General features: G+C 67.4%; 19 protein-coding genes. 2 read left to right on the top strand and 17 right to left on the bottom strand.

What is annotated here, in order from left to right; translation table 11 throughout:
- Positions 1 to 5 precede the first annotated feature (5 nt).
- Entirely contained in the window at positions 6 to 584 is a 579-nt protein-coding gene (locus I3K84_RS06005) for a winged helix DNA-binding protein (protein ID WP_047349166.1), read from the top strand.
- Between the two features lie 45 nt (positions 585 to 629).
- On the opposite strand, the gene I3K84_RS06000 is transcribed toward I3K84_RS06005, so the two are convergent.
- A complete protein-coding gene (locus I3K84_RS06000; protein WP_196995706.1) occupies positions 630 to 2,453 on the bottom strand; it encodes a peptidase M14 in 1,824 nt (607 codons plus the stop codon).
- Between the two features lie 119 nt (positions 2,454 to 2,572).
- Here I3K84_RS06000 and I3K84_RS05995 point away from each other — a divergent pair, with 119 nt between their 5' ends.
- The gene (locus tag I3K84_RS05995) at positions 2,573 to 6,292 is read left to right on the top strand and encodes a hydantoinase B/oxoprolinase family protein (RefSeq protein ID WP_196995705.1); all 3,720 of its coding nucleotides are present in this window, start codon (positions 2,573 to 2,575) and stop codon (positions 6,290 to 6,292) included.
- 70 nt (positions 6,293 to 6,362) lie between these two features.
- Here the strand turns inward: I3K84_RS05995 and I3K84_RS05990 are convergent, their stop codons facing one another.
- The 16 genes from I3K84_RS05990 to gyrA all read right to left on the bottom strand — a co-directional run bounded on the left by I3K84_RS05990 (position 6,363) and on the right by gyrA (position 24,858).
- A complete protein-coding gene (locus tag I3K84_RS05990; RefSeq protein ID WP_011805679.1) occupies positions 6,363 to 6,731 on the bottom strand; it encodes a monovalent cation/H(+) antiporter subunit G in 369 nt (122 codons plus the stop codon).
- A complete protein-coding gene (locus I3K84_RS05985; RefSeq protein WP_011805678.1) occupies positions 6,728 to 7,009 on the bottom strand; it encodes a K+/H+ antiporter subunit F in 282 nt (93 codons plus the stop codon). Before I3K84_RS05985 ends, I3K84_RS05990 begins: the two co-directional genes overlap by 4 nt.
- Entirely contained in the window at positions 7,006 to 7,497 is a 492-nt protein-coding gene (locus I3K84_RS05980; RefSeq protein WP_047349163.1) for a Na+/H+ antiporter subunit E, read from the bottom strand. The genes I3K84_RS05985 and I3K84_RS05980 overlap by 4 nt, the downstream gene beginning before the upstream one ends.
- A complete protein-coding gene (locus I3K84_RS05975) occupies positions 7,494 to 9,230 on the bottom strand; it encodes a monovalent cation/H+ antiporter subunit D (protein WP_196995704.1) in 1,737 nt (578 codons plus the stop codon). Before I3K84_RS05975 ends, I3K84_RS05980 begins: the two co-directional genes overlap by 4 nt.
- Positions 9,227 to 9,592, bottom strand: a complete 366-nt coding sequence (locus I3K84_RS05970) for a Na+/H+ antiporter subunit C (protein WP_047349161.1) — start codon at positions 9,590 to 9,592, stop codon at positions 9,227 to 9,229. Before I3K84_RS05970 ends, I3K84_RS05975 begins: the two co-directional genes overlap by 4 nt.
- The gene (locus I3K84_RS05965; RefSeq protein ID WP_172206657.1) at positions 9,592 to 12,546 is read right to left on the bottom strand and encodes a monovalent cation/H+ antiporter subunit A; all 2,955 of its coding nucleotides are present in this window, start codon (positions 12,544 to 12,546) and stop codon (positions 9,592 to 9,594) included. Before I3K84_RS05965 ends, I3K84_RS05970 begins: the two co-directional genes overlap by 1 nt.
- 111 nt (positions 12,547 to 12,657) lie before the next feature.
- Positions 12,658 to 13,002, bottom strand: coding sequence for a helix-hairpin-helix domain-containing protein (locus I3K84_RS05960; RefSeq protein ID WP_011805673.1), 345 nt, complete (start codon positions 13,000 to 13,002; stop codon positions 12,658 to 12,660).
- An 8-nt stretch (positions 13,003 to 13,010) separates the two neighbouring features.
- The gene (lapB, locus tag I3K84_RS05955; protein ID WP_172206658.1) at positions 13,011 to 14,168 is read right to left on the bottom strand and encodes a lipopolysaccharide assembly protein LapB; all 1,158 of its coding nucleotides are present in this window, start codon (positions 14,166 to 14,168) and stop codon (positions 13,011 to 13,013) included.
- Positions 14,158 to 14,484, bottom strand: a complete 327-nt coding sequence (locus tag I3K84_RS05950) for a lipopolysaccharide assembly LapA domain-containing protein (protein ID WP_196995703.1) — start codon at positions 14,482 to 14,484, stop codon at positions 14,158 to 14,160. Before I3K84_RS05950 ends, lapB begins: the two co-directional genes overlap by 11 nt.
- Positions 14,485 to 14,606: 122 nt before the next feature.
- Positions 14,607 to 14,918: an integration host factor subunit beta gene (locus I3K84_RS05945; RefSeq protein WP_011805670.1), complete on the bottom strand. Its 312-nt coding sequence runs from the start codon at positions 14,916 to 14,918 to the stop codon at positions 14,607 to 14,609.
- Positions 14,919 to 15,039: 121 nt separating this feature from the next.
- Complete coding sequence (gene rpsA, locus I3K84_RS05940) at positions 15,040 to 16,743, bottom strand: 30S ribosomal protein S1 (RefSeq protein WP_094766865.1); 1,704 nt, start codon at positions 16,741 to 16,743, stop codon at positions 15,040 to 15,042.
- A 155-nt stretch (positions 16,744 to 16,898) separates the two neighbouring features.
- Positions 16,899 to 18,920: a bifunctional 3-phosphoshikimate 1-carboxyvinyltransferase/cytidylate kinase gene (locus I3K84_RS05935; protein ID WP_196995702.1), complete on the bottom strand. Its 2,022-nt coding sequence runs from the start codon at positions 18,918 to 18,920 to the stop codon at positions 16,899 to 16,901.
- Positions 18,920 to 19,804: a prephenate dehydrogenase/arogenate dehydrogenase family protein gene (locus I3K84_RS05930; protein ID WP_011805667.1), complete on the bottom strand. Its 885-nt coding sequence runs from the start codon at positions 19,802 to 19,804 to the stop codon at positions 18,920 to 18,922. The genes I3K84_RS05935 and I3K84_RS05930 overlap by 1 nt, the downstream gene beginning before the upstream one ends.
- A gap of 9 nt (positions 19,805 to 19,813) precedes the next feature.
- On the bottom strand, positions 19,814 to 20,929 hold the full coding sequence (pheA, locus tag I3K84_RS05925; RefSeq protein WP_011805666.1) for a prephenate dehydratase: 1,116 nt from the start codon (positions 20,927 to 20,929) through the stop codon (positions 19,814 to 19,816).
- A gap of 116 nt (positions 20,930 to 21,045) precedes the next feature.
- Complete coding sequence (gene serC, locus I3K84_RS05920; RefSeq protein WP_135149741.1) at positions 21,046 to 22,155, bottom strand: 3-phosphoserine/phosphohydroxythreonine transaminase; 1,110 nt, start codon at positions 22,153 to 22,155, stop codon at positions 21,046 to 21,048.
- Positions 22,156 to 22,224: 69 nt separating this feature from the next.
- Complete coding sequence (gene gyrA / locus I3K84_RS05915; RefSeq protein WP_123676470.1) at positions 22,225 to 24,858, bottom strand: DNA gyrase subunit A; 2,634 nt, start codon at positions 24,856 to 24,858, stop codon at positions 22,225 to 22,227.
- Positions 24,859 to 25,081 lie beyond the last annotated feature (223 nt).

The raw sequence follows: 25,081 nt of genomic DNA, 5'->3' as shown, positions 1-25,081 counted from the left end.
AAACCATGACCGCAGCCGCCAGACCCAAGTCCCCAGCCCCCGCTGCCATTGCCACTGCCAAGGTGGGCAAGGCCGCCAAGGCGCGCGGGCCCATCGTGTCGTCCGCGCATCTGGTGTCGGACCGCAGTGCGGAGATGAGCGAGTTCGAGTTCGGCCTCATCGTCGCGGGCAATGCGTTTCACCGCTGGGTGGTGCACTGCATGGCCGCGGCCGGTCTGCGCGACCTCACGCCGCTGGACGTGGTGGTGCTGCACCATGTGACGCACCGCGCACGCGACAAGCGGCTGGCCGACATCTGCTTCATCATGAACGTGGAAGACACGCACGTGGTGAACTACTCGCTCAAGAAGCTGCTGGCGCTGGGCGTGGTGGCCTCCAGCAAGAACGGCAAGGACGTGACCTACGCCGCCACCGAGGCGGGGCGCGCCCATGTGCAGCGCTACCGTGAGATCCGCGAGAGCTGCCTGATCGATGCGCTGAATGCCGACGACGGCCTGAACCGCGACATTGGCGAGCTGGCGCGCCTGCTGCGCGTGCTGTCCGGCATGTACGACCAGGCGGCCCGTGCCGCGGCGTCCATGTGAGAAATGCTATTTATTTGATAGCTGTTAGCGCTTGTCGGTAAAGCGCTAGAGGCCTGTTTGGCTTGAAGTGCCGACGGGCGATGGCAGATGCGTGGCAATGTCCTGCCAGGCCTGCACGGCGGCCAGGGCGGTGTGCATCTGCACCGTGTGCGCAAAGCGGAAGGCGTCGCCGTGCACCGTCTCGTCGGGGAACTCGGTGATCAGCGTCACCGGCGCATCGTGTGACGTCTGCGACTGCATGCAGGCGATGCCATCCAGCACCTCGAAGGGCAGCGGGCCTGCGTGGTGCTCGTAGAGGGCCCGCTGGCGTGCGTTGAAATCTGCCAGCCCCGGCACTTGCCGCAGGCGCGCGCACACGGCCTCCAGCAGCGCACGCGCGGGCTGCTGCCAGCCGGCGTGGTAGCGCAGGATGAGGAAGAACCCCTTGGGCAGCATCCACTGCTCGAATCCACGCGGCACATAGCCCGACAGCGGTCGCGTCCACTCATGCGCGGGGTAGCCATGCAGGTTCACATGCAGTTGCGCGCCCGACAGCGCCAGCGCGGACTGGCGGGCCTCGCGCTCGTAGAGCGGCGCGTGGTCGCGGTATTCCACATCGTCGCCCAGCGCGGTGTAGCGCGCGGCATGGTGCATGTGGCTCGGGTGGCGGGCGCACAGCGCGCGGTGCAGAGCGTAGCCGTCGGGGTTCTCCAGCGCGATCAGCGCGAAGTGCGCGCCGGGTTGCGCCTGCAGCACTTCGGCGGCGCGCAGCGCGCCCACGATGCCCGATGTCTCGTTGGCATGCTGGCCCGCACTGATGAACACCGGTGCCTGCGTGCCCGCGTGGTACTGCCCCCATACGGTGCGTCCCTGACGTGACCGGGCACTGAAACGTTGCGCTGGCCAGGCGTGCAGGGTCTGGGTGATGCGATCAGGGGCAGGGGACTCGGCCAGCGTCGCCAAACTGTCCGGGGCGTGGGCCGTTGGGTGGGCTGGCAGGTCGTCGGCGCACGCCGCGAAGGGCAGCAGGTCCACCTGTACGTGCGGAGCGCCGTCGCCCGCGCGCACGTCGGGCACGATCTGCCCGGGCTGCAACCGGCGGTCGCCCACGGGGCGGCCGCTGTGCTGTTGGAAGAACTCCAGCAGCGTGAAGTACAGGTCCTCGTGCAGCGCCTCCAGGGTGCTTATGGTCTCGCCGGTGGCGCCCACGGGCTGCTCGTAGCCCGGCAGGTCCACGCGCAGCAGCAGGCGGTCGAAGTACGGCTCATGGTCCGGCCACGCGTGACCGCGCACCGCCTGCACCGCCGCGGCGAAGGCCTGCTCGTAGTCGGTGCATACGGCGGTGTCGATCAGGTCGGCAGCGCCTTCCTGTGTGCCCACGCGCAGCCAGCCGGTGGGCGAGAGCACCGTGGCGCCCGTCATGTCGGTGTGTACGCGGTTGGGTGCGTGCACGTGCTGCACGGTGCGGGTGCCGTCGCGCAGTTCCAGTTCCACGCGGTAGCCGCCACTGGCGTCGTCGTGGGGCTCCATGTGCAAGATGCCGCCCCCCAGCAGGGCGGCGAGCGGATAGGCCTCCAACCGAAAGCGCTGTGCAGGCCCGTGCGCCGCCAGCGGGTAGCGCACGCGGGCCTGCACCACCTGGGTGCAATCCACGTGGTCCATGAAATGCTGTACCAGCGGCTTGTAGGCACTGTGAAAGCGGGCATGCACGCCTGCGGCTGCCAGCTGCTGCGCCGCAGCAAGGCGCGCGGCCTGGCTTTCGAACACCCAGCCTTCCACGTGGCAGCCGCGCCAGCGCGGCTCGCCAAAGCGCTGTACCCAGGCGTGCAGCGTGCGCTTCAGTGGCAGGTCAAGCAGCCGGGAACCTGTGGCGGCGGGCGGTTGGGTCATATGCGTGGGCGGGGTGGTGAATATCCGGTATGGATCATGCAGGCTTGCAGATAAATTATCGGTAAATTGTGGGTTCTTTCTCCGCAATGTTTCACACGCGGCACACAAAGGAAACGGGTATGGCAAAGAAACTCTGGCAGTTCTGGGTGGATCGGGGGGGGACGTTCACCGATATCGTGGGCCGGCGCCCCGACGGCAGCCTGGTGACGCACAAGCTGCTCTCCGAGAACCCCGAGCAGTACCGCGATGCGGCGGTGGCGGGCATCCGCCACCTGCTGGGGCTGGCGCCGGGCGAGGCCGTGACGCCTGAATTGGTGGAGTGCGTGAAGATGGGCACCACCGTGGCCACCAACGCGCTGTTGGAGCGCAAGGGGGAACCCACGCTGCTGGTTACCACGCGTGGCTTCAAGGACGCGCTGCGCATCGCCTACCAGAACCGCCCGCGCATCTTCGACCGGCACATCGTGCTGCCGCAACTGCTGTACAGCCGCGTCATCGAGGCGCAGGAGCGCGTGGGCGCGCACGGCGAGGTGGTACAGCCGCTGGAGGAAGACCACCTGAAGGAACGCCTGTGGGCCGCTTATGACGCCGGCTTGCGCAGCGTGGCCATCGTGTTCATGCACGGCTACCGCTATCCCGCGCATGAGGAAGCAGCCGCCCGCCTGGCGCTGGCTGCCGGGTTCACGCAGGTCAGCACTTCGCACGGCACCAGCCCGCTGATGAAGTTCGTGAGCCGGGGCGACACCACCGTGGTGGACGCGTATCTGTCGCCCATCCTGCGGCGCTACGTGCAGCAGGTGGAGGCCGAGATGCCGGGCGTGCCGCTGTATTTCATGCAGTCCTCGGGGGGGCTCACGGATGCGCACCGCTTCCAGGGCAAGGACGCCATCCTCTCCGGGCCGGCCGGCGGCATCGTGGGCATGGCGCGCACGGCGCAGATTGCGGCGCAGGCCGAGGCAGCGCCAGGGGGCGGTGCGGCCGCCACGCAGCCGCCGGTGCGCGTGATCGGTTTCGACATGGGCGGCACGTCCACCGACGTGAGCCATTTTGCGGGTGAGTTCGAGCGCGAGTTCGAGACCCAGGTGGCGGGCGTGCGCATGCGTGCACCCATGATGAGCATTCACACGGTGGCCGCGGGCGGCGGTTCCATCCTGGAGTTCGACGGCGCCCGTTTCCGCGTAGGTCCCCAAAGCGCCGGCGCCAACCCCGGTCCCGCCAGTTACCGCCGCGGCGGCCCGCTGGCCGTGACCGATGCCAACGTGATGGTGGGCAAGATCCAGCCCGCGTACTTCCCGCGTGTGTTCGGCCATGGCGCCGACGAGCCGCTGGACGCGGTCGTGGTGCGTGAGCGTTTTGCGGCGCTGGCGGGCCTGACCGCAGGCGCGGCGGATGGCGCAGCCGCGCTGACGCCCGAGGCCTGCGCGCATGGCTTCATCCAGATCGCGGTGCAGCAGATGGCCAACGCCATCAAGAAGATCTCCGTGGCGCGCGGCTACGACGTCACGCGCTACACGCTGCAGTGCTTTGGCGGCGCGGGCGGCCAGCACGCCTGCCTGGTGGCCGATGCGCTGGGCATGCAGCAGGTGCTGGTGCATCCGCTGGCGGGCGTGCTGTCGGCCTACGGCATGGGGCTGGCCGACCAGAACGTGATGCGTGAGAAGGCAGTGGAGGCACGCCTCACACCCGAGGCGCTGCCCGGCATCACCGCCACGCTGGATGCACTGGCCGAGGCCGCCGAGGCCGAGATGGCGCAAGAGCGCCTCTCGGGCGGCGACATCGTGGTGCGTCGGCGCGTGCATGTGCGCTACGAGGGTACCGATTCAGCGCTGGCTGTGCCCTTTGGCGACCTGCAGGCGATCACGCGGGGCTTCGAGGCCGCGTACCGCCAGCGGTTTGCCTTCCTCATGCTGGGCAAGGCACTGATGGTGGAGGCGGTGTCGGTGGAAGCCGTGGTGGCGGGTGATGCGCCGGTCGAGCACGCGCAGGACCTGCAGCCCGAGCGCGAAGTGCCGCGGCGCGACACCGTGCGCATGTTCACCGTGGGCACGGACGGCACACCGGCCTGGCACGACGCCGCGCTGGTGGTGCGCGAAGACATGCGCCCCGGCGACCTGCTGCAGGGCCCGGCCATCATTGCCGAGAAGAACGCTACCACGGTGGTAGAGCCGGGCTGGCAGGCACGGCTCACGTCCCTGGACCATCTGGTGCTGCACCGCCACCTGCCGCGCGCCCAGCGCCATGCCGCGGGCACGCAGGTGGACCCGGTGCTGCTGGAGGTGTTCAACAACCTGTTCATGAACATTGCCGAGCAGATGGGGCTGCAGCTGCAGAACACCGCGTACTCGGTGAACATCAAGGAGCGGCTGGACTTCAGCTGCGCGCTGTTCGACGCCGAGGGCCAGCTGATTGCCAACGCGCCGCACATGCCGGTACACCTGGGATCCATGGGCGAGAGCATCCGCACCGTGATCGCGCGCAACCGTGGCCGCATGCGGCGCGGCGACGTGTTCGTGCTGAACGACCCATACCACGGCGGCACGCACCTGCCGGACATCACCGTGATCACGCCGGTCTACATCGGCGACGACCACGGTGAAGCGGCCGAGCCCACCTTCTACGTGGGCAGCCGCGGCCACCATGCGGACGTGGGGGGCACCACGCCGGGGTCGATGCCGCCGTTTTCCACACGCATCGAGGAAGAGGGCGTGCAGATCGACAACGTGAAGCTGGTGGATGCCGGCGTGCTGCGCGAGGCCGAGATGATTGCGCTGCTGGAGAGTGGCGAGTACCCCAGCCGCAACCCGCAGCAGAACCTGGCCGACCTGAAGGCGCAGATCGCCGCCAACGAGAAGGGCGTGCAGGAGCTGCGCCGCATGGTGGAGCACTTCGGCCTGAGCGTGGTGCAGGCCTATATGCAGCATGTGCAGGACAACGCCGAGGAGTCCGTGCGCCGCGCCATCACGCGGTTGGCCGCGCGCGTGCAGGACGGGCATTTCACCCTGCCGCTGGACAACGGCGCGCAGATCACCGTGGCCGTGCGCATCGACGCGGCCACGCGCAGTGCGGTGATCGACTTCACCGGCACCAGTGCGCAGCAGTCCAACAACTTCAATGCGCCCACGGCGGTGTGCATGGCCGCGGTGCTCTACGTCTTCCGCTCGCTGGTTGAAGACGACATTCCGCTCAACGCCGGGTGTCTCAAGCCCCTGCAGGTCATCATTCCGCCGGGCTCCATGCTCAACCCCAACCCGCCGGCATCGGTGGTGGCGGGCAACGTGGAGACCTCCAGCTGCATCACCAACGCGCTGCTGGGCGCCTTGGGCGTGTCGGCGGCCAGCCAGTGCACGATGAACAACTTCACCTTCGGCAACGCGCGCTACCAGTATTACGAGACCATCTCGGGCGGCAGCGGGGCGGGCGGCCAGTTCGACGACGCGGGCGCGCTGGTGGGGGGCTTTGATGGCACGAGCGTGGTGCAAACGCACATGACCAATTCACGCCTGACCGATCCGGAGGTGCTGGAGTTCCGCTTCCCCGTGCGGCTGGAGAGTTACGCCATCCGCGCCGGTTCGGGCGGCGGCGGCCGCTGGAAGGGCGGCGACGGCGGCGTGCGCCGCATCCGCTTCCTGGAGCCGATGACCGCGAGCATTCTGTCCAACGGCCGGGTGCACGGCGCCTTCGGCATGGCGGGTGGGCAGCCGGGCATGCCCGGCGTCAACCGCGTCGTGCGTGCGGACGGCCGGGCGGAGCCGCTGCAGCACATCGGGCAGGCGCAAATGGAAGCGGGGGATGTGTTCGAGATCCACACGCCGGGCGGTGGTGGCTTTGGTGGACGCTGAGTGGGTTTGAGTGAAATAAGGCTCTAGCGCTTTCTGGTCAGGCGCTAGTAGCTATATTTTCAATAGCAAATCACGAGTCGAGCGTGCTGCTGTCCGCCACGCGGCTGAGGCTGGGCGGCACCTTCTCGCCCGCGCGGCGCGCGCGAAACAGCGCGGCGCGCATCAGGAAGATGTTGGTCACGGGCACGGTGATGGCGATGAACAGGGCAATCAGCAGCGCATGCAGCGCCAGGCCGTTGCCCGTCACGGAGAAGTACACCAGGGTGGCATGCATGATGCACCAGCAGCCCATGGTGGCGATGATGGACGGTGCGTGCACGCGCTCGAAGTAGGTGGCCAGGCGCAGCAGCCCCAGTGACCCCATGAACGCGATGGCCGCGCCGCACAGCACCAGCGCGGACAGCACGATGTCCAGCCACAGCGGCAGTGCGTCGCTCATTCGATCACCTCGCCGCGCAAGAGGAACTTGGCCATGGCCGTGGAGCTGACGAAGCCCAGCAGCGCGATCAGCATGGCGGCCTCGAAGTAGTTGGTGCTGCCGTAGTAGATGCCCAGTACCAGCATGAGCAGCATGCCGTTGAGGTACATGCAGTCCAGCGCCAGCACGCGGTCCTGCGCGGCGGGGCCCTTGAGCAGGCGCACCAGGCACAGCACCATGGCCGCGGCCAGCAGGAACATGGCGATGGGCAGCGCCCAGGACAGTACGGAACCGGTCATTCGAAAATCTCCATCAGCGGGCGCTCGTAGCTCGCCTTGACGTGGTCGATGATGGCCTGCGCATCGCCCACCTCCAGCACATGCAGCATCAGCAGGCTGCGGTCCAACGACAGCTCGGCCCAGGAGGTGCCAGGGGTTATGCACACGATCATGGCCAGTACGGCGAGGGCGTTGGGGTCGCGCAGTTCCAGCGGAATCTTGACGAAGTCCGGCGGGTGGCGGCGCTGTGACGGCAGCAGCAGAAAGCGCAGCACGGCAAGGTTGGACCGCGTGGTGTCCACCATCACCGTGAAGCACAGCCGGATGATCGTGCCGAGGTGGCGCACGCGCACCTTCTGCGGGCGCAATTCGCTGAACAGCACCGGCAGGCCCCATGCGAGTACCAGTGCCAGCAGGACATGGCCGATGCTGGTGGTGTGGTTGAGCAGCAGCCACATCACAAACAAACCCAGGGAGACCAGCGGGGCGGGCAGCAGCTTCTTCATCATGGTGCGGCCTTCGTGGTGGCAGAGCTTTCCGCGCGCTCAGGCGTCGGCGTCGTGGTGGGGCCGGGAATGGGCGCGGCCGTCATCACGGCGCGTACATACGTGCCCGGCGCATGCAGCCCGTTGGCCGTTGCCTCGGTGAAACGCATCACGCCGTTGGCCTGCAGGGTGAGCGCCACGCAGGCCCCCAGCAGTATGGCGATGGGTAGCCCCTCCATCACGCGCAACTGGGGCGTGGGGCGGTCGTGCGCGGCCCAGAAGTGGCGTATGCCCGAGCGCGTGAGCGCCAACAGCGCCAGCAGACCCGTGGCGATCATCAGCGCGATCAACGTCCAGCCCGGCAGGCCGGGCTGTGTGCCGGCCGAAGAGCCGAGCCCCAGCGGGTTTACCAGCGCCGTCAGCATCGCGAACTTGCCGATGAAGCCGGACAGCGGCGGTAGGCCCGCAATCACCAGCGTGCAGGCCATATAGGCCAGACCCAGAAACGCGGCCGCGGCGGGGATGACGCGGCCGACCAGCACTTCCTCGTCCTCGTCCAGGTTCAGGCCGGTGGTGGGCATCAGCTCGGGGGTGAGGAAGGGGGCCACGTCGTCCAGTTCGTAAGGCGCCAGCGACGCGCCATCGTTGCGCCAGCGGTCGATCAGGTCGGCCAGCAGGAACAGCGCGCTCACGGCCAGCGTGGAGCTGGGCAGGTAGTACAGCAGCCCGGCAGTGAGCGCGTTCTGCCCGAAGCCTGCTGCCGCCAGCAGCGTGCCCGACGACAGCACGGCCGCATGACCGGCCAGGTGGGTGAGGCGCTGCGAGGCCATCATGCCGATGGCGCCGAAGGCCATGGTGACCATGCCACCGCCGATCAGCCACAGGCTGCCGAACAGGGAGGAGGGACCAGCCTCGCTGCTGAACATCAGCGTCCACAGGCGCAGCAGCGTGTAGATGCCCACCTTGGTCATCAGGGCGAACAGCGCACCCACGGGCGCCGTGGCCGCGCTGTAGGCCGGCACCAGCCAGAAGTTCAGAGGCCACACAGCCGCCTTGATGAGAAACGCCGTGGCCAGGATGGCGGCCGCCGAGTGCAGCAACCCCCGGTCGGCGGCCGACACCTGCGGGATGGCCTGCGCCAGGTCGGCCATGTTGAGCGTGCCCGTGATGCCGTACAGCATGGACGCGCCGATCAGGAACAGCGAGGACGCCGCCAGGTTGATGGCGATGTAGTGCAGGCCGGCCTGCACGCGCGTGCGGCCGGCGCCGTGCAGCAGCAGGCCGTACGAGGCTGCCAGCAGGATCTCGAAGAAGACGAACAGGTTGAACAGGTCGCCCGTGAGGAAGGCGCCCCCCAGCCCCATGAGCTGCAACTGGAACAGCGTGTGGTAGTGCACGCCGGCGCGGTGCCAGCGCGCACCGGCGAACACAATGGAGCACAGCGCCACGAAGCCCGTCAGCAGCAGCATCATGGCCGAGAGCCGGTCCAGCACCAGCACGATGCCGAACGGCGCCGGCCAGTTGCCCGGCAGGTACACACCCATGGTCGCGGGCGCTCCGGATTCGTGCGACCACAGCAGCAGCGCCAAGGCCACCAGCAGCCCGAGCAGGGTGGACAGGATGTTCAGGCCCAGCTTCAGGCGCTGCTGCTCTTCCTTCATGGTGAGCAGCAAAGCGGCCGTGAGCATCGGCAGCCCGATGGGCGCCAGCATCAGGTGCGGCATGAGCAGGGAGGTCAGCTCCGCGATGCGGCTCATGGCATCTCCTGCGTTTCACGCGAGTGCGAGCCGTCCACGTGGTCGGTGCCCGACATGCCCCGCGAAGCCAGCAGCACGACGAGGAACAGTGCGGTCATGGCAAATCCGATCACGATGGCGGTGAGCACCAGCGCCTGGGGCATGGGGTCCGCGTAATGCTGCAGATCCTGCGGCACGCCGGGCACGAGCACGGGCTCCTTGCCCACGGCCAGGCCCAGGCGACCCATGCTGAAGATGAACAGATTCACGGCATACGACAGCAGCGACAGGCCCATGATGACCTGGAAGGTGCGGGGGCGCAGCAGCAGCCAGACGCCCGAGCCCGTGAGCACGCCGATGGACAGAGCCAGCACGATTTCCATCAGACGACTCCTTGTGTGGCCGGGACGGCTGCTTGCTCGCTGGCCGCTTGTTGTTCTTCTTCCATGAGACGGGCGTGGTAACGGTGGCTGCGCACCGACTGGTGGGCGATGGCAGTGAGGATGAGCAGCGTGGAGCCGACGACGAGCGCGAAGACGCCCATGTCGAAGAACATGGCGCTGGCCACGTGGAGGTCCCCGATCAGCGGCAGGTGCAGGTGCGCGGTGTGGCTGGTAAGGAACGGATAGCCCAGCGCCACGGCGCCCAGTCCGGTGCCCAGCGCCAGCAGCAGGCCGGAGGCAATCCAGCGCCGCGGATACAGGGGCAGGTGCGCCTCGACCCACGATGTGCCCGAAATGATGTACTGCAGCACCAGCCCCACCGAGAACACCAGGCCCGCCACGAAGCCGCCGCCCGGCTGGTTGTGCCCGCGCATGAAGAGGTAGAAGGCCACCAGGGCCGAGAACGGCAGCAGCAGCCGCACCAGCACCGCGGGCACCATCAGGTAACCGACGGCCGTGTCGGTGGCGTTGCGCGGGTTCAGCAGGTCGGTCTGTAGATCGGCCGGCAGGTAGCGCTGCTGCTCGGGCAGGTCCATGGTCTCCACCGCGGGGCGAAAGCGCCGCAACAGCGCATACACCGTGAGCGCCACGATGCCCAGCACCACGATCTCGCCGAACGTGTCGAACCCGCGGAAGTCCACCAGCATGACGTTGACCACGTTGGTGCCGCCGCCCTCGGTGAGGGCGCGCTCCAGGAAGAACGTGGAGGTGCTCTGCGCGAAGGGCCGGCTCATCATGGCAAATGCCAGCCACGCCATGCCGCCGCCCGCGGCGACGGCCAGCAACAGGTCGCGCACGCGCCGCGTGCGCGCCAGCGCGGCGCTGGCGGGCGAGGCGGGCAGGCTTTCGTCGCGCTTGGGCAGCCAGCGCAGGCCCAGCAGGATCAGGATGGTGGTGACCAGTTCCACGGCCAGCTGGGTGAGTGCGAGATCGGGCGCAGAGAACCACAGGAAGGTGATGCAGACGCACAGCCCTGCACCGCCCATGAGGGTCAGCGCGGCCAGGCGGTGGTACTTGGCCTGCCAGGCCGAGGCCACGGCGCAGACCATGCCCAACGCCCAGATCAGCACGAAAGCGGGCGACAGCGGCAGCGTGCCCCGGTCTCCCAGCTGCAAGCCGCGCGTGTACAGCGGCATGGCGGCGCCCACGAGCGTGACGAGCACCAGCCACAGCATCTGCCACTGCAGGCGGCGCGTGGACAGCAGGCGCCGCCCGCTGTGCCCCCAGCGCGTGATCTGCACCAGCACTGCCTCGAACACGCCGCGTCCGCTGACGCGGTGCATCAGTGGGGCGGCGTTGATGCGGCCTTGCTTGCGCTCCCAGCGCAACACCATGTACAGGGCGGTGCCGCCGACCAGTGCCACCAGGCTCATCATGAAGGGCGTGTTGAAGCCGTGCCAGACCGCCAGGCTGAAGGCCGGCAGTTCGCCCCCCACCACCGGCAGCGCCGCGGCATTCAGGTACTGGCCGATCGACCACGCGGGCAGCACGCCCACCACCAGGCAGGCGCAGACCAGCAGCTCCACCGGCACGCGCATCCAGTGCGGCGGCTCATGGGGCTCATGCGGCAGATCGGTGGCGGGGGGGCCCCAGAACACATCGACGATGAAGCGCAGCGAATAGGCCACGCTGAACATGCCCGCGACGGTGGCCGCGATCGGCAGTATCTGGGCCACGGCCGGCGCAGCGTCGAAGAACACCGTCTCCGCGAAGAACATCTCCTTGGACAGGAAGCCGTTGAGCAGCGGCACGCCCGCCATGGCGGCGCTGGCGACCGTGGCCAGCGTGGCGGTGACGGGCATCATGCGCCGCAGGCCCGAGAGGCGCCGTATGTCCCGCGTGCCGCTTTCGTGGTCGATGATGCCCGCGGCCATGAACAGCGACGCCTTGAACGTGGCGTGGTTCATGATGTGGAACACGGCGGCCACGGCGGCCAGAGGGCTGTTGAGGCCCAGCAGCAGCGTGATCAGGCCCAGGTGCGAGATCGTGGAATACGCCAGCAGGCCCTTGAGGTCGTTCTGAAACATGGCCGCGTAGCCGCCGATGAGCAGCGTGGCCAGGCCCGCGCCGCCCACCAGCCAGAACCACGGCTCGGTGCCGCCCATGACGGGCCACAGCCGTGCCAGCAGGAAGACGCCCGCCTTCACCATGGTGGCCGAGTGCAGGTACGACGACACGGGCGTGGGCGCAGCCATGGCGTTGGGCAGCCAGAAGTGGAACGGAAACTGCGCACTCTTGGTGAACGCCCCCAGCAGCACCAGTACCAGCGCCGTGAGGTACATGGGGTGGTCGCGCACCAGCTCGGCTGCGCCCAGCACGCGGTCCAGGTCATAACTGCCCACGATGTGGCCCAGCACCAGCATGCCTGCCAGCAGGCACAGTCCGCCCGCGCCCGTCACGGTGAGGGCCATGCGCGCGCCCCGGCGGGCGTCTTCACGGTGGTGCCAGTAGCCGATGAGCAGGAACGAGAACAGGCTGGTGAGTTCCCAGAAGAACACCAGCTGGATGATGTTGCCCGACAGCACCACGCCGGCCATGGCGCCCATGAAAGCCAGAAAGAACGAGAAAAAGCGCGGCACCGGGTCCGCCGGCGACATGTAGTAGCGCGCATACAGCACCACCAGCGTACCGATGCCGAACACCAGCATGCTGAACATCCAGGCGAACCCGTCCATGCGGATGACCAGGTTCAGGCCCAGGGCAGGCAACCAGGTGATCTCCTCGCGCAACACGCCCGCTTCGGCGATCTGGGGGAAGTACAGCGCCGTTTGCACCGTGCAAAACAGCGCGACCAGGCCCGCGAGCGTGGACTCGGTATTGCGCGCATTTGCGGGCAGCACGGCCGCCAGCAAGCTGCCCACAAAGGGAAGAAGAATGAGGAGGGTCAGAGGCATCTGCGTCTGATTCTAGGGCGTCGCCCTTTCCCGCGTGCTATGAAAACCCGAGCAAGTGGCGGCGATTACGCTGCCGTCCAGCGCGTTATGGCGCGCGGCTACCGGTGTGTGTCAGCGTGAGAAGGGGCTGTCGCCGGCCCCCGCGCTGGAGGCTGCAGGCGCGCCCGCGGGCGTTGCTACGGTTGGATAGGCGGCGCCATTGACGGTGAGCCCCTGCGCCGACAGCCGGGCGGCGGCCGCGGGGCCGATGCCCTTCACGCGTGCGATCAGGTCGCTCCAGTCCTGGAAGGGCCCGCGTGCCCGCTCTGCCAGGATGCGCGACGACATTGCCGGCCCAATGCCCCTGACGCCATCCAGGTCCGCTTCGCGTGCGTGGTTCACGTCCACGCCGGCCAGCGCGACGGCGGCATGCAGCAGCACGAGCGCTACGCTCGCATGCCGCAGGGCCGGGGGCATGCGCACGGCTACAGCTCCTCGACGCGCCGTGCCGGATAACTGTCCCAGGTCTGGCAGCCCGGGCATTGCCAGAAGTGCTGGCGTGCCTCGAACCCGCAGGCTGCGCAGCGGTAGCGCGTGAGCGGCTTTGCCGCCTGCTCCAGCGCGCGCTGGATCTGCGGGTGGAACTGCTCATGGGTCAGCGTCTCGCCTGCCAGCCACTTCGTCGCGGCGACCAGGGAGGGCTCGCGCTCCAGGTGGCGCACGTACCACTCGCGCCCAACGGCCGCAGTGTTCGCGTTGGCAGCCTCCAGCGCCACCACGGCTTCCAGCAGATCCAGGGATGGCATGTCCTCGTAGTGGTGCTGCAGCAGCGCCTGGGCCTGCGGCGCTTGTCCCGTGGCGGTGGCGGTCTCCACCAGCAGCGGTGCGGCCAGCGGCAGCGCGGCGGGTGCGGCCTGGGCGAGCGCTTGCAGGGTGTCGAAGGCCGCTTCGGGCTGGCCCTGGCGCTGCTGCAGCCGCGCCAGCTCGATGCGCGCGCGCGGCGCCTGGGGCGCCGTGGCCAGGGCCTGCTCCAGCAGCGCCTGGGCGGCGGGCAGTTTGCCATGGGCTGCCAGCGCCAGCGCCTGCTCGCACAGGTAGTGCGCCAGCCGGGTGCTGAAGTCGCCCTGCTGCGCATCGTGCATGCGCCGTGCAATGTCCGACGCCTGTGGCCAGTCGCGCGAACGCTCGTAAATGGCCAGCAGGGCCATGCGTGCCTGGCCCTCGAAGGCGCTGCCCTCCAGGCGGCGCAGTGCGTCTTCCGCGCGGTCGAGCAGGCCTGCCTTGAGGAAGTCCAGCGCCAGCGCATGCTGCGCGCGCTCGCGGTCGGCGCGGCTCAGGTCGCCGCGCGACAGCAGGTGCTCGTGCACCCGCACGGCGCGGTTGTACTCGCCGCGGCGGCGAAACAGGTTGCCCAGGGCGAAGTGCAGTTCGGTGGTGTCGGGGTCGTTTTGCACCGCCTCGATGAAGGCGTCGATGGCCTGGTCTTGCTGCTCGTTGAGAAGGTAGTTCAGGCCCTTGAAGTAAGCCTTGGGTGCGCGGCGGTTCTCCTCGCGCATCTGCCGCAGGTCGAAACGCGAGGCGAACCACCCCAGCCCGAAGGCCAGCGGCAGCCCCAGGAAGATCCAGCTCAGGTCAAATTCCATGGACGGGTGGCTGCGGCAGGGCGGGGTCGACCGCCGCCGGAGATGCGGCAGAGGACGCGGGGGCGGGCGCGGCGGGGTGCGGCAAGGCCTGGTGCGCGCGGCGCGCGGCGCTGCGGTGGCGCCACCAGCGCGGCACCATGCCCAGCACGCCTACGGCCACGCCAAGCGCGAAGGCCGTCAGCACGATCAGCACGGCCGGTGCCGTCCACTGCGTGCCGAAGAAAAAGTACACCGTGGCGTCCTGCTGGTTGTTCAGCGCGAACGCGAACAGGGTAAAAAAAATGGCTGCCTTGAGCAGCCACAGGAGGTATTTCATGCATCTCCCCAGTGGTGGCGAGATTCTACGGGCAGCGTAGCGGCCTGAGCGGCAGGCCATCCGTTGGCCTCAAGCCGAAAACGGCTCTAGCGCCTGCCCAGCAAGCGTGAACAGCTATGGTTTTATTGCGCCTGCACGCCCTGCAGTTCAGCGGTGCGCTGGTCCACAGTTTCGCGCAGGGCCTTGCCGGGCTTGAAGTGGGGAACGCGCTTTTCGGGGATATGCACCGCCTCGCCGCTGCGCGGATTGCGGCCCATGCGCGGGGGGCGGCGGTTGACCGAGAAGCTGCCAAAGCCGCGGATCTCGATGCGGTGCCCGCGCACCAGTGCATCGCTCACGGCGTCCAGAATGGTCTTGACGGCGTATTCGGCGTCGCGCTGGGTGAGCTGCCCAAAGCGGGCAGCCAGTTCTTCGACGAGGTCAGATCGGGTCATGGGACGGCATTCGGGCAGAGGTTGATGTGACAGCGGGCGCTACCAGAGCGCCCGCTGTGTGTGGTGTGCCGCCACCCGCAGGTGGAGGCACACCGGCGCCTGCAGGGCAGGCCGCGACGGATTACTTGTCGGAGTTGTCCAGCTTGGCGCGCAGCAGGGCGCCCAGGCTGGTGGTACCGGCGTTTTCCTTCGCGGACTGGGCCGACAGGTGCGCCATGGCTTCCTGCTGGTCAACCATGTCCTTTTGCTTGATGGACAGCTGGATGTTGCGGGTCTTGCGATCCACGTTCACCACCACGGCCGTGACCTCGTCGCCTTCCTTCAGCACGTTGCGGGCATCTTCCACGCGGTCGCGGGAGATTTCCGAAGCGCGCAGGTAGCCCACGATGTCTTCGCCCAGATCGATCTCGGCGCCACGGGCGTCCACGGTCTTGACCTTGCCGGTCACCGTCTGGCCCTTGTCGTTCACCGTCACGAAGGTGGTGAACGGGTCGCCGTCGAGCTGCTTGATGCCCAGGGAGATACGCTCGCGGTCCACGTCCACGGCCAGCACGATCGCCTCGACTTCCTGGCCCTTCTTGTAGTTGCGCACGGCGGATTCGCCGGGCTCGTTCCAGGACAGGTCGGACAGGTGCACCAGGCCGTCGATGCCGGCAGCCAGGCCCACGAACACGCCGAAGTCGGTGATCGACTTGATCGGGCCCTTGACGCGGTCGCCGCGCTTGGTGTCCTGCGCGAATTCTTGCCAGGGGTTGGCCTTGCACTGCTTCATGCCCAGGCTGATGCGGCGCTTGTCTTCGTCGATCTCCAGGACCATGACTTCGACTTCGTCACCCAGCGACACGAGCTTGGAAGGAGCCACGTTCTTGTTGGTCCAGTCCATTTCGGAGACGTGCACCAGGCCTTCGATGCCGGGCTCCAGCTCGACGAACGCACCGTAGTCGGCGATGTTCGTGACCTTGCCGAACAGGCGCGTGCCCGAGGGGTAGCGGCGCGATACGCCCAGCCACGGGTCGTCGCCCATTTGCTTGAGGCCCAGCGAGACGCGGTTCTTCTCGGTGTCGAACTTGAGGATCTTGGCCGTGATTTCCTGGCCGGCGGTGACCACCTCGGAGGGGTGGCGCACGCGGCGCCATGCCATGTCGGTGATGTGCAGCAGGCCGTCGATGCCGCCCAGGTCCACGAACGCACCGTATTCGGTGATGTTCTTGACCACGCCGTTGACGATGGCGCCTTCCTTCAGGGTTTCCATCAGCTTGGCGCGCTCTTCGCCCATGGATGCTTCCACCACGGCGCGGCGGCTCAGCACCACGTTGTTGCGCTTGCGGTCCAGCTTGATGACCTTGAACTCCAGGGTCTTGTTTTCGTACGGAGTCAGGTCCTTGACGGGACGGGTGTCGATCAGCGAACCGGGCAGGAAGGCGCGGATGCCGTTGACCAGCACCGTCAGGCCGCCCTTGACCTTGCCGGAGGTCGTGCCGGTCACGAATTCGCCGGATTCCAGCGCCTTCTCCAGCGACAGCCAGGAGGCCAGACGCTTGGCGGTGTCGCGCGACAGGATGGTGTCGCCGTAGCCGTTTTCGATCGAGCCGATGGCCACGGACACGAAGTCACCCACTTGGACTTCGATCTCGCCCTGGTCGTTCTTGAATTCGTCGATCGGCACATAGGCTTCCGACTTCAGGCCAGCGTTCACCACGACGAAGTTGTGCTCCACGCGCACGACTTCAGCGGTGATGACTTCGCCGGGACGCATTTCGGTGCGTGTCAACGACTCTTCAAAAAGGGCGGCAAAAGATTCAGACATGTAGTTCCTTGCCCGCATGCAGGTTTCCGACGGCACCATTGCCTTCGTTTCTAAGACTGCCTGCGGAGGTTGTGCGGCATCACACCGCGGGGTTGAGGTTGTAAGAACCACACGGCCAGTGCGCAGTCAGGGCGCGGCGGGAGCCGTGTGGGCCATGTACCGGCCGCCAGCGCTTACGCGCCGAACGGCTGGCGAGCCTGCCACCAGTCAATCACCTGCATCACGGCCTCGTCGATCGTGTGCTCGGAGTTGTCCAGTACCAGGGCGTCCTGCGCGGGCTTCAGGGGCGAGGCACTGCGGTTTGCGTCCCGCGCGTCCCGCGCTTCCAAGTCTGCGCGAAGGTCGGCGATATTAGCCGAAATTCCCTTGGAAATCAACTGCTTATAGCGGCGCTCGGCCCGGCAGGCGGCGCTGGCCGTAAGGAAGACCTTGAGCGGTGCCTGCGGGAAGATCACCGTGCCCATGTCGCGCCCGTCGGCCACCAGGCCCGGCAGGCGGCGAAAGCCATGCTGCAGCGCGACCAGGGCGCCGCGCACGGCCGGCAGCGCCGACACGCGCGAGGCGTTCATGCCGGCCTGCTCGGTGCGGATGGCGTCGGTAACGTCTTCCTCGCCCAGCCAGATGCGGTCGCCCGCGAAGCGCACGGGCAGTTGCCGCGCCAGTTCGGCGATGCGCGGCTCGTTGTCGGGGCTGATCTCCAGGCCCGCACGGGTCGCCGCGAGGGCGGTGACGCGGTACAGCGCCCCTGAATCCAGGAAGTGGTAGCCCAGCGCACGCGCCACGGCAGCGGCCACCGTGCCCTTGCCCGAGGCCGTCGGGCCGTCGATGCAGATCACTGGGATGCGGTCCGCGTCGGTCTGCGCCACCTGGAACAGGGCCTCGAAGTAATCCGGGAAGGTCTTGGCGACGCACTTGGGGTCTTCGATGCGCACGGGCAGCCCGGCCGGGTTGAAGGCCGCCAGCGAAAAGCACATGGCCACGCGGTGGTCGTCGTAGGTGTGGATGCTGGCGGCGCGCCAGTCGCCGGACTGGGCGGGTGGCGTGACGCACAGGTAGTCCGCGCCTTCCTCCACCGTGGCGCCCAGCTTGCGCAGCTCGCAGGTCATGGCGGCGATGCGGTCGGTTTCCTTGACGCGCCAGCTTGCGATGTTGCGCAATACGGTCGTGCCCCGCGCATACAGCGCCATGACGGCGAGGGTCATCGCTGCATCGGGGATGTGATTGCAGTCCAGGTCGATCGACTTGAGCGGCCATGTGTCGCGGGCCACCTCCAGCCAATTGGGGCCGCCGGTGACGCGTGCGCCCATGGCCTGCGCCGCCTCGACGAAGCGGATGTCGCCCTGGATCGAGTCCAGTCCGACGCCCAGGATCTTGATGCCATTTTGGCCGTTAGCGCCCGCGGCGATTGCGCCAGAAGCTATGAAATAGCTAGCAGATGATGCATCCGCCTCCACATGGATCAGCCCCGGCGATTGGTAGCGGCTGCCCGCGGGAATGGTGAAGCGCTGCCACTGCTCATGCCGCACGGCGATGCCAAAGCGCGCCAGCAGCTCCAGCGTGATGTGGATGTAGGGCTTGGAGATCAGCTCGCCCACGACTTCGATCACCACGTCCTGCTGCCGGGCCACCAGCGGCAGCGCCATCAGCAGCGCGGTGAGGAACTGGCTGGACACGTCGCCGCGCACGCGGATCGGCGCCTGCAGCTGCAGCGGCGGCAGGCCGCCCGCGTGGGCGATGCGCAGCGGTGGAAAGCCTTCGTTGCCCAGGTAGTCGATGCGGCAGCCGAGTTGGCGCAGGGCGTCCACCAGGTCGCCAATGGGACGCTCGTGCATGCGCGGCACGCCGGACAGTTCGTACTCGCCGCCCAGCAGCGCGAGTGCCGCGGTGAGCGGGCGCATGGCCGTGCCGGCGTTGCCCATGAAGAGCTGCGTGGGCGAGGGCGGCGTGGACGATCCCAAACCCGTGATGCGCACGGTGCCGCCACCGGCTTCGTCGACCGTGCAGCCGAGCTGGCGCAACGCATCCAGCATCACGCGCGTGTCGTCGGAGGCCAGCAGGTCGCGCACCTCGGTCGTGCCCTGGCTCAACGCGGCCAGCAGCAGCACGCGGTTGGAGATGCTCTTGGAGCCCGGCAGCTGCACGCTGCCCTGCACGCTGGCCAGGGGCGGCAGGTCGAGGAACGCGGTGGAGAACATCAGTGGTCCTTGTGCTTGCGGGGCGCGCCCATGCGCCAGTGCGCGCGGGTGTGACTGGCGAGCGTGATGAGGTCTTCCAGCGCCTGGTCGTTGTCGGCCTGCATGGCCTCCTCCAGCGTCTGCAGTGCCTGCTTGAACACGCGCGACTGGGCCAGCACCTCGTCGCGGTTGGCGCGCAGGATGTCACGCCACATCTTGGGATCGCTGGCGGCGATGCGGGTGAAGTCGCGAAAGCCGGGTCCGGCCAGCGCGAGCAGTTCGTCCGCGTTGGGCTGCGCGGTGATGCCCGAGATCATGGCGAACGCGAGCATGTGCGGCAGATGGCTCACGGCCGCGAAGCTGGCGTCGTGTGCTTCGGGTGACATGCTGCTCACGTGGCAGCCCAGGGCGCGCCACACTTCCTCCGCGCGGTGCAGCTGGGCGGTGAGGGTGCGTTCGGTGGGGGTCAGGATCACCTGGCGGCCGGTGTACAGGTCGACGTCGGCATGTTCCACGCCCGACACCTCGCGCCCCGTGATCGGGTGCGCCGGCACGAACGAGCCGATCTGGTCACGCAACGCGCGGCGCGCGGCCTGCACCACGTCGGCCTTGGTGGAGCCCACGTCCATGAGCAGCATCTGCGGCGTGACCAGGTGCTTGATGGCCTTCAGGGTGGATTCGGTCGCGGCCACGGGAACGGCCAGCAGCACGATGTCGGCACCCGCGGCGGCCAGCAGCGCGGAGGGCGCCTCAACGTCGATCACGCCGAGCTGGCGCGCCCGATCGGTGGTGGAGGGCGACTTGCTGTAGCCCACGACGCGCTTGACCAGCCCCGCCTTCTTCAATGCCAGGGCGAAGGAGCCGCCCATGAGGCCGCAGCCGATCAGTCCCAGTTGTTCAAACATGCTGCCCCCTCACGCCGGAACGGGGTAGGTGCCCAGCACCTTGTAGAAGGCGCACAGCTGCTGCAGCTCGGCCAGCGCGGCGGCCACGTTGGGCTGGGCGGGGTGGCCTTCGATGTCGATGTAGAAGTAGTACTCCCACTGTCCTGTGCGCGCGGGGCGGGATTCAAAGCGCGTCATGGACACGCCGTGCTTCTTCAAGGGCACCAGCAGGTCGTGCACCGCGCCGGGGCGGTTGGGCACCGAGATGATGAGGCTGGTGCAGTCCCGCCCCGTGGGCGCGGGCGTGGCCAGCGTGTGCGGCAGGCAGATCACGGCAAAGCGCGTGCGGTTGTAGGCGTCGTCCTGGATGGCGTGGGCCACCACATGCAGGCCGAACTGCTGCGCGGCGCGCTCGCTGGAGATGCCGGCCCACGCCGGGTTGGTGGCGGCCAGGCGTGCGCCTTCGGCATTGCTGGACACGGGCCGGCGCTCGGCGTGGGGCAGGTGCTTGGACAGCCAGCCCTGGCACTGTGCCAGCGCCTGGGGATGGGCCAACACGGCCTCGATGTGCTCGGCGCTGTTGGTGGAGCGCAGCAGGTTGTGGCGCACCAGCAGGCTGACCTCGCCGACCACATGGCAGGGGGTGTGCAGGAACATGTCCAGCGAGCGCGTGACCACGCCCTCGTTGGAGTTCTCCACGCCCACCACGCCGTACTGCGCGCTGCCCGCGGCCGTGGCGTGAAACACCTCGTCGAAGCTGTTGCAGTACATCAGGTCGGCCGCGCCGCCGAAGTACTCGATGGCTGCCTGCTCGCAGAACGTGCCCTCGGGGCCCAGCACGGCCACGCGCTGGGGCGATTCCAGCGCCAGGCAGGCCGACATGATCTCGCGCCAGATGGCGGACACGTGTGCGCCCTTGAGCGGGCCGGGGTTGGCGTTGGTGATCTTCTCGATTACCTGGGCGACGCGGTCGGGGCGGAAGTAGGGCGTGCCCTCGCGCTTCTTCAGCTCGCCCACCTGCTCGGCCACGCGGGCGCGCTGGTTGAGAAGCTGCAGCAGCTGGTGGTCCAGCGAATCGATCTGCACGCGCAGATCGGCCAGCGCGGGGCTGGCCTGGGGTGTGGGGCTTGAAGCGTTGTCTGCCATGGATTTGATAGCTGTCCGCGCTTGTCTGTTCTGTGTTTGAGTGGAGAAACTATCTCAAACCCAGATAAATCAAGCGCGAACAGCTCACATTTTTATGAAAGGGCCGTGCCGTGGCTTCAGGCAGCGGTGCGTTCGAAGTCCTGCAGATAGTCCACCAGCGCCTGCACGCCCGCCAGAGGCATGGCGTTGTAGATGCTGGCGCGCATGCCGCCCACGGACTTGTGGCCCTTGAGCTGCAGCAGGCCGCGCTCCTTGGCGCCGGCCAGGAAGGCGTCGTTGCGCGACTCATCGCGCAGGAAGAAGGGGATGTTCATGCGCGAGCGGCAGTTGGCCGCCACCTTGTTCACGTAGAACTGCGACTGGTCGATGAAGTCGTACAGCAGCCGCGCCTTGGCGATGTTGCGCTGCTCCATCGCGGCCACGCCGCTGGCCGCGCCCTCGCGCTGACGCTTGAGCCACTGGAAGGTGAGGCCGGCCATGTAGATGCCCCAGGTGGGGGGCGTGTTGAACATGGAGTGGTTCTCGGCCACGATCTTGTAATCGAAGGCGCTGGGGCAGGCGGGCAGGGCGTGGCCCAGCAGGTCCTCGCGCACCACCACCAGCGTCAGGCCTGCCGGGCCCAGATTCTTCTGCGCGCCGCCGAAGGCCAGACCCACGCGGCTCCAGTCGACGGGGCGCGACGCCACGTGAGAGGAGAAATCGATCACCAGTGGCGCATCGCTGCCCAGGGCGCGCAGGTCGGGCAGCTCCTGGAATTCCACGCCGTGGATGGTCTCGTTGCTGCAGATGTGCACGTAGCTGGCGCCGCGGCTCAGCTGCCAGCCGGCCGGGTCGGGCAGGGTGGTGAACTGGCCATCCTCGCCGGAGGCCGCGGTGCGCACCTCGGCGGCGTATTTGGCCGCTTCCTTGCGCGACTTCTGGCTCCAGCTGCCGGTGACCACGAAGTCCACGGTGGCTGCGCGCGAGAGGTTCAGCGGCACGATGGCGTTCTCCGCCAGGCCACCGCCCTGCATGAACAGGATCTTGAACTCTGGTGGCACCGCCAGCAGCTCGCGCAGGTCGGCTTCGGCCTGCTCGTAGATCGCGATGAACTCCTTGCCGCGGTGACTCATCTCCATCACGCCCATGCCGCTGCCGTGCCAGTCCAGCATCTCGGCGGCGGCCTGCTGCAGCACTTCCTCAGGGATGGCGGCCGGACCGGCCGAGAAGTTGTAAGGGCGATTCATGGTCATGGGTCAAATGTGCTGCCAGCGCTTGTCAGTCAAGCGCTAGCAGCTATCGTTTCGGAAGCGGTTTCAGGCGTCAGCAGGCGGCGGGGCGTCGGCTGCATCGAGATCGGCGGCGTTCGCGTCGTTCTCCACGATGCGCTGCAGTCCGCTGAGCTTGGCGCCTTCGTCCAGCGAGATCAGCGTCACGCCCTGCGTGGCGCGGCCCAGTTCGCGGATCTCGGACACGCGGGTGCGCACCAGCACGCCGGTATCGGTGATCAGCATGATCTCGTCGTCGGCATGCACCAGCGTGGCGGCCACGACCTTGCCGTTGCGCTCGCTTTGCTGGATGGCGATCATGCCCTTGGTGCCGCGCCCATGGCGGGTGTACTCGACGATGCTCGTGCGCTTGCCGTAGCCGTTCTCGGTGGCGGTGAGCACGCTCTGGTTCTCATCCTCAGCCACCAGCATGGCGATCACGCTCTGGCCGTCCTCCAGCATCATGCCGCGCACGCCGCGCGCCTGGCGGCCCAGCGGACGCACGTCGTTCTCATCGAAGCGCACGGCCTTGCCGCCGTCGGAGAACAGCATCACGTCGTGCTGGCCGTCGGTCAGCGCCGCGCCGATCAGGTAGTCGCCATCATCCAGATTCACCGCGATGATGCCGCCCTTGCGGGGGTTGCTGAACTCGTCCAGTGCGGTCTTCTTCACCGTGCCCATGCTGGTCGCCATGAACACATAGTGGTCGGCGGGGAAGGTGCGCATGCCGCCCGTCAGGGGCAGCACGACGTTGATTTTTTCGCCCTCGGCCAGCGGGAACATGTTGACGATGGGGCGCCCGCGCGAGTTGCGCGAGCCGGAGGGCACTTCCCACACCTTGAGCCAGTACAGCCGGCCGCGGTTGGAGAAGCACAAGATGTAGTCGTGCGTATTGGCAATGAAGAGCTGGTCGATCCAGTCGTCTTCCTTGGTCGCCGCCGCCTGCTTGCCGCGCCCGCCGCGCTTTTGCGCGCGGTATTCGGACAGTGGCTGGCTCTTGATATAGCCGGTGTGCGACAGCGTGACCACCATGTCGGTGGGCGTGATCAGGTCCTCGGTGGACAGGTCCTGGGCACTGTGCTCGATGGTGCTGCGGCGCGCACCCACCTTGGACTGGCCGAACTCCTGGCGCAGCGTGGAAAGCTCTTCGCCGATGATCGTGGACACGCGCGCGGGCTTGGCCAGGATGTCCAGCAGGTCCTCGATGACCGACATGACGTCCTTGTACTCGGCCACGATCTTGTCCTGCTCCAGGCCCGTCAGGCGCTGCAGGCGCATCTGCAGGATTTCCTGGGCCTGCGTGTCCGACAGGCGGTACAGGCCGCCTTCCTGCATGCCGAACTCGCGTTCCAGCCCTTCGGGACGGTAGTCATCCGCGTTGACCACGCCGCCATCGGCACGCGTGCGCGTGAGCATCTCGCGCACCAACTGGCTGTCCCAGGAGCGCGCCATCAGTTCGGCCTTGGCCACGGGCGGCGTGGGCGACTCACGGATGATGCGGATGAACTCGTCGATGTTGGCCAGCGCCACGGCCAGGCCTTCCAGCACGTGGCCGCGCTCGCGGGCCTTGCGCAGCTCGAACACCGTGCGGCGCGTGACCACTTCACGGCGGTGCTGCAGGAAGACCTCGATCAGGTCCTTCAGGTTGCACAGCTTGGGCTGGCCATCCACCAGCGCCACCATGTTCATGCCAAAGGTGTCTTGCAGCTGGGTCTGCTTGTACAGGTTGTTGAGCACCACCTCGGGTACTTCGCCGCGCTTGAGTTCGATCACCAGGCGCATGCCGGACTTGTCCGATTCGTCCTGGATGTGGCTGATGCCTTCGAGCTTCTTCTCGTGCACCAGCTCGGCCATGCGCTCCTGTAGCGTCTTCTTGTTGACCTGGTAGGGCAGCTCGTCAACGATGATGGCCTGGCGCTGGCCCTTGTCGATGTCCTCGAAGTGGCACTTGGCGCGCATCACCACCTTGCCGCGGCCCGTGCGGTAGCCTTCCTTGACCCCGTTGATGCCGTAGATGATGCCGGCCGTGGGGAAGTCGGGCGCGGGGATGATCTCCATGAGTTCGTCCACCGTCGCGTCAGGCTGGCGCAGCAGGTGCAAACAGGCATCCACCACCTCATTGAGGTTGTGCGGCGGGATGTTGGTTGCCATACCCACCGCGATGCCGGCCGATCCGTTGACCAGCAGGTTGGGCAGCTTGCTCGGCAGCACCAGCGGTTCCTTCTCGCTGCCGTCGTAGTTCGGGCCGAAATCGACCGTTTCCTTGTCGATGTCCGCCAGCATCTCGTGCGCTATTTTTGACAGGCGGATTTCGGTATAGCGCATTGCCGCGGCGCTGTCGCCGTCCACCGAGCCGAAGTTGCCCTGGCCGTCCACCAGCATGTGGCGCAGAGAAAAGTCTTGCGCCATGCGCACGATCGTGTCGTATACCGCGCTGTCGCCGTGGGGGTGGTACTTACCGATCACGTCACCGACGATACGGGCGGACTTCTTATAAGGCCGGTTCCAATCGTTGTTGAGCTCGTGCATGGCAAACAGCACGCGCCGGTGCACAGGCTTCAGGCCATCCCGCGCGTCGGGCAGGGCGCGCCCGACGATCACGCTCATCGCGTAATCCAGGTAACTGCGCCGCATCTCCTCTTCGAGACTGATGGGCAGGGTTTCTTTGGCAAACTGGGTCATGTCGACGGAGGGGTGGCGGCAGGAAGCGGCCATTTTAGGTGCAACGCCCTGTAGTAGCTGAGCAACACATCCCTGGGATTGCGCTTTTGTCCTACGGTTTGCACCTCGTCAAAGCAGCCCCGGCCTTGTTACGTATGGCACAATCATTTCAACGTTTTTGGTGATGGTCACTGACGACGTCCCTGATTCGCAGCGCGGCTGCGGCTTTTTCCCCAAGAGGAGA

Origin of the sequence: Diaphorobacter sp. JS3051 (assembly GCF_015832135.1) — a bacterium.
Lineage (GTDB): Bacteria > Pseudomonadota > Gammaproteobacteria > Burkholderiales > Burkholderiaceae_C > Diaphorobacter > Diaphorobacter nitroreducens.
The sequence above is the reverse complement of the archived record's forward strand: the minus strand, read 5'-3'. Positions and strand labels throughout refer to the sequence as shown.